This is a genomic window from Burkholderia sp. Se-20373, from assembly GCF_017104705.1.
GTDB lineage: Bacteria > Pseudomonadota > Gammaproteobacteria > Burkholderiales > Burkholderiaceae > Burkholderia.
This window is the reverse complement of the sequence record NZ_JAAGPH010000206.1, coordinates 1-9,883: the sequence shown is the minus strand read 5'-3', so window position 1 is coordinate 9,883 and position 9,883 is coordinate 1. Positions and strand designations below refer to the sequence as shown.

Below are 9,883 nucleotides of genomic sequence, written 5' to 3'. Positions count from 1 at the left end.
CGCGCGAAGCGCTGGGTGCGTCGACGGTACGCGCGCTGACGCGTGACGCGGCGCTGCATTACCGGGCGGGCCGCGTGTGCCGCGACTTGCGGCCGCTGCCGATCCATGCGCCGCACCTGCGCGCGCAGGCCGCCGACGACGATCTCGCGTCATGGCGCGGCGCGGCCGACGGCGCCGCATTGCGCATCCTGCATTCCGATGCGGACCTGCATCGCGCGTTGTCCGGCGACGATCCGGTCGAACGCGTGCTGTTCGACATGCTCGAGCAACTGCGCTGCGAGTCGCTCGCGCCGCCCGCCATGCGCGGTGTCGTGCAGAACCTGCGTCATCGCTTCGAGACCTGGTCGCGTGCGTTTCACCGGTCGGGGCGGGCCGATACGCATGTCGGGATTCTCGTGTACACGGTCGCGCAGATCGCGTGGTCGCGGCTGACGGGCTGGCCCGTGCTCGAAGAGACGGAAGACCTGATCGAAGCGTCGCGCGCGGCGATCGTGCCCGAGATCGGCGTGCAGCTCGCGGGGCTCAAGCGGTGCCGGCACGATCAGCGCGCATTCGCGGAACATGCGCTGGCGCTTGCGAAGCGCATTGCGTCGATGATCCGCGACGCGCGCGCGGCCGTCGTCGAAACCGAGACGGAAGACGCGCGCGAGCCGGACGATGCACTGACGAATTTCTCGCTGTGGGTCGATTTCGACGACACCGGCATCGATATGCCGGCACTCGTGGAGACGGGCGACAGCGTCGTGCTGCAGGGCGGCGACGCCGTCTATCGTGCATACACGACGCGCTACGACCGCGAGCTTCGACCGGCCGCGCAGATCCGCGCGGCATTGCTGCGTGAGTATCGCGACCGGCTCGACGGCCAGGTCGCCGCGCAGCGGATCAACGTCACGCGGCTCGCACGTGTGCTGCGCGCGGCGCTCGTCGTGCCGCAGGCCGATGGCTGGTCGTTCGGCGAGGAGCATGGCCGTCTCGACGGCCGCCGGCTCGCGCAACTGGTCAGCTCGCCGGCCGAACGGCGGCTGTTCCGGCTCGAACGTGTGCGGCCGCACGCCGACTGCGCGCTCGCGTTCCTGATCGACTGTTCGGGGTCGATGAAGACGTGGATCGACGGCGTCGCGCTGATGGTCGACACGCTGGCCCGCGCGGGCGATGCCGCCGGTCTCGCAACCGAAGTGCTGGGCTTCACGACGCTCTCATGGAACGGCGGCCGTGCCCGGCAGGACTGGCTCGCGCGCGGCAAGCCGCGTCATCCGGGCCGGCTCAACGAAACCGGCCACCTGGTGTTCAAGGACGCGGATACCCGCTGGCGCCGTGCGCGCTCGGGCATTGCCGCGCTGTTCAAGGCTGATCTGTTCCGCGAAGGTGTCGACGGCGAAGCGGTCGAATGGGCGTGCGCGCGACTCGCGGCGCGGCCGGAGGCGCGCAGGATCCTCGTCGTGATCTCGGACGGCAGCCCGATGGACGGTGCGACGGCGCTCGCGAACGATCCGTTCTACCTCGACAACCATCTGAAGCAGGTGGTTGCGCGCCAGGAGTCGGCGGGTCGCGTCGAAGTGCTCGGATTGGGCGTCGGGCTCGATCTCGGTCCGTATTACCGGCACCGGCTCGCGATCGATCTTGCATCGGCGCCGGACATGAAGCGGCTCGTCGAAATCGCCGGATGGATCGGCGCGCGGCGGTGACGCGGGCGGCTGCATTCGACGCGAATGCGTCGAGTCCGAATCGATCGTCGGGAACAGGGCGGTGCGACGCGGCGCGTGCCGCGCGACATCAAGCGCGATGCAGCAGCGGCGGCAGCGACGTCGCGATCAGCCCGATACCGATCGCCATCAGCACGCCGAACGCGAGCCGGCGCAGCGCGACCGGCGACAGCGGCGGCGGGTAGTGGCGCGCGGCCACCGTCATCAGCATCACGACCGGCGTCGCGATCGCGGCCAGCAGCCAGATGTCGCGATCGAGCTGGCCTTCGCATGCGCTGTACAGCACGCGCGTGGCCGAGGTCGTCGTGAACAGCACGATCAGCGCGCAGCGGATCTGCACGAGCGTCAGCGGCTGCCGGTAGAACTGGAAGATCAGCGGCGGCCCCGACACGCCGAACATCCCGCTCAGCAGCCCGCCGAACAGGCCGCTGACGAAGAAGCTGCGGTTGTCCGAGCGCTCGGTGAGCGGCGTCGGGCGCAGCGCCGCGCTCAGGCCGCCATACAGCACGACCGCGCCGAGGATCAGTTGCAGCAGGTCGGCCGCCGAGCGGCTCAGGCATTCGAGCAGCAGCACGCCGGCGACGACGGACGGCAGGATGCCGAGCGTCGCCGCGCCGACCGCGCGCCAGTCGATGTGGTGCAGCCGGCCGGGCAGCGCGGTCGCGCCGTTCGCGAGCGACACGACGCTCATCAGCGTGGCGACGGTGGCGAGCGGCGCGAGCCCGAAGCCGCTCGTCGCGCCCATCACGATCATCCCGAGCCCGAAGCCGGTGACGGTCTGGAAATAGCTGCCGGCGCCGATCACCGCGATCAGGATCGCCAGTTTGTCGGCGGTCATGCGTGTGCGGCCTCGCCGGTTGCGGCGCGCTGCGCGGCCGCCTGCGCCTGCACGGTGGTCGCCGCGATCACGTGGTACACGTCGTCGGCGCTGCAGCCGCGCGACAGGTCGTTCGCAGGGCGGCGCAAGCCTTGCAGCAGCGGGCCGACGGCCTTCGCGCGGCCGATCCGCTCGGCGAGCTTGTAGCCGATGTTGCCGGCTTCGAGGCTCGGGAACACGAGCACGTTCGCGTGGCCGCCCACCTGCGAATGCGCGATCTTGCGCTCGGCGATTTCCGCGACGATCGCCGCGTCGAGCTGTACGTCGCCATCGATCGCGAGCGCGGGGCGGCGTTCGCGCACGTGCGCGGTCGCGGCCGTCACCTTGTCGACCGCCGCGTGATGCGCGCTGCCGCTCGTCGAGAACGACAGCATCGCGACGCGCGGTTCCTCGCCGAGCAGCGCGTGCGCGCTGTCGGCGGCGGCCATCGCGATCTCGGCGAGTTGACTGGCGTCCGGATCGACGACCAGCGCGCAGTCGGAGAAGATCAGCCCGCCCTTGATCGTGTGGAACGGTTCGCACAGCATCATCAGGAAGAAGCTCGACACGATCCGGAACGCCGGATCGACGCCGATCAGCTGGATCGCCGCGCGCACGACGTCGGCCGTCGCATGCACGGCGCCCGCGACCGAGCCGTCCGCATCGCCGAGCCGCACCATCAGGTTCGCGTGGCAGAGCGGGTCGAGCACCGCGTCGCGCGCGGCATCGGCCGTCATGCCCTTGCTCTTGCGCAGCGCATGCAGCGTGTCGGCATAGGCATCGCGCTGCGCGGCGGTGGCCGGATCGACGAGCGTCATGCCGGCGAGATCGATCGCGTCGCGCGCGGCCGCCGCGTGAATGGCCGCACGGTTGCCGACGAGCACGATGCGGGCGATGCCGTCGCGCGTCGCGCGCGCGGCGGCCTGCAGCACGCGCGGATCGTCGGCTTCGCACAGTGCGATGCGCATCGGCTGACGGCGCGCGGCGTCGAGAATGCGGTCGAGGGCTTTCATCGTTCGCTCAGAGAAAAAGAAAAAACGGCCGCACGAGCGGGGCGCGCGACCGGCATCGGGGTGCGTCGGCGACGCGGCGTTTTACACGTAGTCCTTGTACTTGTCGAGCATGCGTACCGGCTTCGACAGCGCATCGCGACGGAACGGATCGCCGAGTTCGCGCGTGCACATGATCTCGATGATCGTCGTCTTGCCTTCGTTCATTTGCATGTCGATGGCGCGCTTGAGCGCCGGGCCGACATCCTCGAGGCGGTCGACCGTGATCCCTTCGGCGCCCATCGCCCGCGCGATCGCCGCGAAGCTCTGGTTGTCGAGTTCACCGGCGACGAAGCGGCGGTTGTAGAAGTCGACCTGGTTCTTCTTCTCCGCGCCCCATTGACGGTTGTGGAACACGACGGCCGTGACCGGGATGTTGTGGCGCACGCAGGTCATCGTTTCCATCAGGCTCATGCCCCACGCACCGTCGCCCGCATACGACACGGCCGGGCGGTGCGGCGCGGCGACCTTCGCGCCGATGATCGTCGGGAACGCATAGCCGCAGTTGCCCCAGCTCATCGCCGCGAAGAAGCTGCGCGGCTTGTTGAAGCGCAGGTAGCTGTTCGCGACCGAGTTGATGTTGCCGATGTCGGTCGACACCATCACGTCCTCGGGCATCGCCTTCTCGAGTTCGCGCAGCACCTGGCGCGGATGCAGGTACTGGCCGCCGCTGAACGGCTTCTCGTGCTTCTGCTCGTCGATCATGTCGAGGCTGTACGCGTCGCGCTCGTGCGTCCAGTCGTCGAGTTCCTTTTCCCACGCGGCCTTCTCGGTCGCGATCTGGTCGGCGCGATCGCCGCGCGAGCCGTCGCACGCGAGCGTGCGGCCTTCGAGGCGTTGCGTGAGCGCGACCGCCGCGGCCTTCGCGTCGCCGCAGATGCCGACCGAGATCTTCTTCACGAGGCCGAGCATCTTGTGATCGGCGTCGATCTGGATGATCTTCGCGTCCTTCGGCCAGTAGTCCATCCCGTGCTGCGGCAGCGTGCCGAACGGCCCGAGGCGCGAGCCGAGCGCGATCACGACGTCCGCGCGCGACAGCAGCTTCATCGCCGCCTTCGAGCCCTGGTAGCCGAGCGGGCCGCACCACAGCGGATGGTTCGCCGGGAACGAGTCGTTGTGCAGGTAGCTGTTGACGACCGGTGCGCCGAGCCGTTCGGCGAGCGTCTTGCATTCCTCGATCGCATCGGCCATCACGACGCCGCCGCCCGAGATGATCACCGGGAACTTCGCCTGCGCGATCAGTGCGGCCGCGTCGTCCAGGCTCTGCTCGCCGCCGGCGCCGCGATCGAGCCGGCGCGGTTGCGGAATCTCGACCTTGACCTTGCCGTAGAAGTAGTCGCGCGGGATGTTCAGCTGCGTCGGGCCCATCTCGGCCTGCGCGCGATCGAAGCAGCGCGCGGTGAATTCGGCCATCCGCGCCGGGTGCGTGACGTGGCCCTGGTATTTCGTGAACTCCTGGAACATCGGCAACTGGTTCGCTTCCTGGAAGCCACCGAGGCCGATGCCCATCGTGCCGGCTTCCGGCGTGACGATCACGACCGGGCTATGCGCCCAGTACGCGGCCGCGATCGCCGTCACGCAGTTGCTGATGCCGGGGCCGTTCTGGCCAATCACGACGCCGTGGCGGCCCGACACGCGCGCATAGCCGTCGGCCATGTGGCCCGCGCCCTGTTCGTGCACGACCGGGATCAGCCGGATGCCGGCCGGCGCGAAGATGTCCATCGCATCCATGAACGCGGAGCCCATGATGCCGAACATGTCGGTCACGCCGTTGGCCGCGAGGGTCTCGACGAAGGCTTCGGACGGCGTCATGTCCTGCGGGCCGTTCGCCGATGCACGCAGGGAAGTGGATTGTTCGCTCATGGGTTGTCTCCGATTGTTCAATTAACGGAACGTCGTGTTCCAGATGCTATTTGCTGGGGAAGGCCGGTCAAGTCATTCCGCCCGCTGCCGAGGAATGTGGAATGAAATGAAATGATTCGTTTCAAAATGCGCGTCGGGCACGGTGGCCCGGGCGGTGCGCTCAGGCCGGCTGCTTCGCTCGTTCCTTGCGGAAGGCACGCTTGACGGCGATCAGTCCGTCGCGGAATTCGAACAGGTCGCAGCCTTCGGCTTCGATGCGCCAGCCTTCGGCGTGCGTGCCCGTGAACACCCATTCGGAGACGCCGCGCTCGCCTGCGACGGTGTGACGGCCATGACCCCAGTGCGCGTCGGGGAAGGTCTTGAACACGGCTTCGAACGCGGCGCGTACCGCGTCACGGCCGACGAAGCGCGTGCCGTGGATGTCGGGGCCGCCGGCCGCGTCGAACACGCAGTCCTCGGTCATGAAGCCCATCAACGCATTGGCGTCGTGCCGGTTGAAGGCGTCGGAAAATGCCGCGAGCGTGGCGGCCGTGACGGGGCCGGTGAGCGTGTCTGCCATAACGTGTCTCCTGTCGAATGGTGGGCGGTGCGCATGGCGCTGGCGCGCATGCGGCACGCGGTATCGACACGTTAGTGAGCGCTCGTTTTTGGCGGTAGCGCCAGTGGGGGGGATTCGCTTGGGCCAGAGCCAGTGCTTGGCTGCAGGGCGGCAGCGGATGGTCTGCTTCACATTTTTTACGTGTTGCGTCACAAGTGCAGCATTGTGTCTTGCCCCGTAGATCTCCCGGGTGTTTTTTGGGATGGAGTTTGCGGATAGCATCTAGCGGATCGCGGACGTCCGCCTTGTCGGACGTCCTGCACGGAATCGGAGCGGGTGGACGATACGCAAGGCACGAGCCTCGTATGTTCCGGCGGCCGCATCGCTTCGATCCGGATAGGCCCATCAGCGCAAACTCACGGATCGCTCGAGTGTGAAACGTATAGGAGTCCTGCGCTGACAGAAAAAAGGAAGTCATGTATTCATCCGCGCAGTCCCGTGTTGTGTCGATATCCGGCGTTGCGCTACCCGAATTTGCCGGGCAGCCGATTCTTCTGCCGATCAAACTCCTTGGCGATGAAACACTTGGCAAGCTTTCCACGTTCACGCTCGAGCTCCGGACGCTGAGCCTGCCGGCACTACCCGTCTACAAGGCGCGTGATCGTATCGAGCCCGACAAGCTGGTGGGTACCGAGCTGACCATCTCGATCGAGTTCGACGGCAAGGGAACGTTCGTTCCTGGCGTGGCCGGCGAAGCGGGGCAGGGCAATCTGGGCGCCGGCAAGCGCGCGGTGACGGGGCTGATCGCCGAACTGGTGTCCACCGGCGAGGATGATCGGTACGCCTATTACGAAATGAAGGTGCGGCCCTGGTTGTGGCTCGCGACGCTCAATCGCGAGAATCGCATCTTTCAGAACAAGAATGTCGTCGAGATCACGGAAGCCGTGCTGGATTCGAGCCTTTATCCATTCAAGTACGAATGGCGGCTCGGCGCCATTGGCCTGGGCGGCGGCTATCCGGCACGCGACTATGTGCGGCAGGTGTGGGAATCGGATTTCGACTTCCTGGCCCGGTTGTGGAGCGAATGGGGCATCTACTACTTCGTGGATGGCTCGACGCTGGTGCTGTGTGACTCCCCGGGCGCTCATCACCCGCACGAGAACATGTACGACTCGATTTTCTATCGGGCACCTGCTGGCGCACGTATCGACGAAGAGCATATCCACGAGTTGAAAGTCTCGCGGGTGCTGACACCGGGAGCGGCCAGTCTGATCGATTACGATCCGACACAGTCTCGGGCAAATCTGACGAATGCTGTGGACCGGTACAGCGATATACCGTTCGACAACGCTGAACATTATGCGTGGGGCGACTACTCGCAGCCGCTGGCCGGCACGATGGGTTTGTCCGGAACGCGTAGTGAAACGGCTCGGGAAGCCCGGTACCTGGCCGGTGTCCGTGTCGATGCGGAGCGCTGCAAAGGCAGGCGCGCGAAGGGGCGGGGCAATCTGCGCGGGTTGGCGGTGGGACATACGCTTCGTGTCGAGGGGCATCCGCAGAAGGCGACCAACGCCGAGTTTCTGGTGATCGCCGCGCGGGTCGAGATTCGCAACAACGATCAGGCGACGGGCGGCGAACCGTATCACTGCGTCACCGATTTCGTGGTCCAGCCGGCGAACACCGTCTTCCGGAGTCCTCTGCAGAGAAAGCCGCCATGCGGGCCGGAAACAGCCGTGGTGGTTGGTCCGGAGAATCAGCCCATGTGGATCGACGGCTACGCGCGCGTGAAAATCCAGTTCGTCTGGGATCGAATCGGCGAGCGCGACGAGAACGCGAGCTGCTGGGTGCGCGTGTCCTCGCCCTGGCAGGGCGGCGGGTTCGGCTTTGTCGCGCTACCCCGCATCGGTCAGGAAGTGACGGTGAGCTATCACGAAGGCGATGCGGACAAGCCGTATGTGTCGGATCGCCAGGTCAACCAGTTCAACCAGCCGCCGTGGGAGTTGCCGAAGAACCAGGCGTTGATGGGCTGGCGCAGCCTGAGCCTCGCGGGCGGGCAGGCGAATCAGGTCGTGGTGGACGACACGCCGAACCAGTTGCAGGTTCAGGTGACGAGCGATCACGCCCAATCCCGCCTCGTGCTGGGCTACAACACGCGTATCGAGGGGCGCCCGGGACGGCTGGAAGCGCGCGGCGAAGGGTTCGAACTGGCGACGATGGCCTGGGGCGTGATGCGTGCGAACCGGGGCATCCTGATCACGACCGAGGCCCGAGACGGCGCGGCGCAGCCCGCCAAGGACATGATCGAGACGGTCGAGCGACTGTCGGTGGCTCACGACCAGCAAGACACGTTTGCGACAACGGCACGCGAACAACAGGTACAGGAAGCGGGCGACCAGGACGAGGTCGCAAAGGCACTTCAGGCGCAGCGCGACGATATCCAGGGTAGCGGTTTGCCCAACGCGCAGGCAGGTCAGTTTCCCGAGATGCGCACGCCTTTGCTGGTACTGGCGGGCGCGGCCGGCATTGCGGCCACGACATCCCAATCCACCCACCTGGCATCGGGCGAGCATCTCGCGCTGACGGCGGGCGGGCACGTTGGCATCTCGGTGGGCAAGCGCCTGCTGGTGAGCGTGGCGCGCGGCGTGCGCACGCTGGTGCAATCGTGCGGGTGGAAACTGGTCGCAATGTCGGGCGACATCGAATTGAAGGCGTTGAAGGACAACCTGACGCTGCTGGCGAAGCTGAACATGACGGCCACGGCGAACCGCATCACGATCAGCGCTCAGGAAGAACTGGTGGTCAGCGGCGGAGGCAGTGCAACGCAATACACCAGCGGCGGCATTACCCACATGACGGCAGGCGGCTATACGGCGCATGCCGGGAGTTTCACGTACACGGGACCGAAGAGTCGGGCGGCGCTGTTTCCTGAGCCGCCGCCGCCCGGCAAGGGCAATCTGGAGTTGTTCAACACGTATGCGATTCAGCGCGGGGTGATGTCGTCATACCGGGTCGAGGACGCACTCGGTCGGGTCGCCACCGGCGTGTTGAGTGCCAACGGGTATGCCGCGGTCAGCGGCCTGGCGCCCGGCCCGGCACACGTGACATTCGGTACCGACAACGCCGATCCCTGGAGTCCGGGCAGTTACGCGCGCAAGGCCGGATGGCCGGACGGTGCGTCGGACGACGCGCGCAAGACATCTGCCGGAGCCCCCGCCCAGGTGCGCGAGATTGCCTCGCAGGTGTTGTCGGGCGCCGGCGCGGCGGCGAATGCGAGCCGGCAACTGAGCCAACTGATTGGCACGTTCACCGCGGGTGGTGCGGGCAGCCTCGTCGGCACGGGGCTCTCCGGCGCCCGGACCGTGCTCGGGGCTGCGGGCACGACCGCCAACGCGGGCGGCGGGCCCGGTCGCGCCGGACCGACCACGCCCGACGTGCGTACCCCCGGTTTCGTATAACGGGCGCGCTTCGCCGCCGGCCTCCGCATCGCTTCCCCCAATTCCTGAATTTCTTCTCGATTTCTCGCCATGACCGGACCTTCGACTGCTGTCGCTCCTCGTCCCCCGCAGTTGGCTGTCGCACCGCTGAACACCATTCACCCGGAAGACATTGCCGCCGCCTCCCGCAAGTTTGATCAGTGGCTGCGGGAGATCAGCGGCGGCGTCGTCACACTGGAACGGGTGAGTAACGTCGCGCAGGGGCTGCCGGTGATCGGTAACGTCATCGCCCTGGCGAGCGTGGCGCTGGGCGTGAAGGCGTTGTACGGCAAGCCGAATGCCGATGCGATGGACTGGGTGAGCATCGGTATCGACCTGATCGGCGTCATTCCTGTACCGCCGACGCTGGCAGCGGCTCGCATGAGCCTCAGGCCGATGCT

7 protein-coding genes are annotated in these 9,883 nt (G+C 67.0%); 3 read left to right on the top strand and 4 right to left on the bottom strand.

Features of this window, described 5'->3' with window-relative positions:
- The coding region (locus G3N96_RS35495) for a cobalt chelatase (RefSeq protein WP_241022973.1) at nucleotides 1-1,685 on the top strand (1,685 nt) is incomplete at its 5' end.
- Between the two features lie 88 nt (nucleotides 1,686-1,773).
- Here G3N96_RS35495 and G3N96_RS35490 read toward each other — a convergent pair.
- The 4 genes from G3N96_RS35490 to G3N96_RS35475 form a co-directional block, all read right to left on the bottom strand.
- Nucleotides 1,774-2,541, bottom strand: a complete 768-nt coding sequence (locus G3N96_RS35490; RefSeq protein ID WP_206140085.1) for a sulfite exporter TauE/SafE family protein — start codon at nucleotides 2,539-2,541, stop codon at nucleotides 1,774-1,776.
- A complete protein-coding gene (gene pta, locus G3N96_RS35485) occupies nucleotides 2,538-3,572 on the bottom strand; it encodes a phosphate acetyltransferase (RefSeq protein WP_206140084.1) in 1,035 nt (344 codons plus the stop codon). Before pta ends, G3N96_RS35490 begins: the two co-directional genes overlap by 4 nt.
- 81 nt (nucleotides 3,573-3,653) lie before the next feature.
- Nucleotides 3,654-5,471: a sulfoacetaldehyde acetyltransferase gene (xsc, locus tag G3N96_RS35480; protein WP_206140083.1), complete on the bottom strand. Its 1,818-nt coding sequence runs from the start codon at nucleotides 5,469-5,471 to the stop codon at nucleotides 3,654-3,656.
- A 160-nt stretch (nucleotides 5,472-5,631) separates the two neighbouring features.
- Nucleotides 5,632-6,030: a nuclear transport factor 2 family protein gene (locus G3N96_RS35475; RefSeq protein WP_206140082.1), complete on the bottom strand. Its 399-nt coding sequence runs from the start codon at nucleotides 6,028-6,030 to the stop codon at nucleotides 5,632-5,634.
- A gap of 455 nt (nucleotides 6,031-6,485) precedes the next feature.
- Here G3N96_RS35475 and tssI point away from each other — a divergent pair, with 455 nt between their 5' ends.
- Both tssI and G3N96_RS35465 read left to right on the top strand, forming a co-directional pair.
- A complete protein-coding gene (gene tssI / locus G3N96_RS35470) occupies nucleotides 6,486-9,464 on the top strand; it encodes a type VI secretion system Vgr family protein (protein WP_206140081.1) in 2,979 nt (992 codons plus the stop codon).
- 69 nt (nucleotides 9,465-9,533) lie between these two features.
- The coding region (locus G3N96_RS35465; RefSeq protein ID WP_206140080.1) for a hypothetical protein at nucleotides 9,534-9,883 on the top strand (350 nt) is incomplete at its 3' end.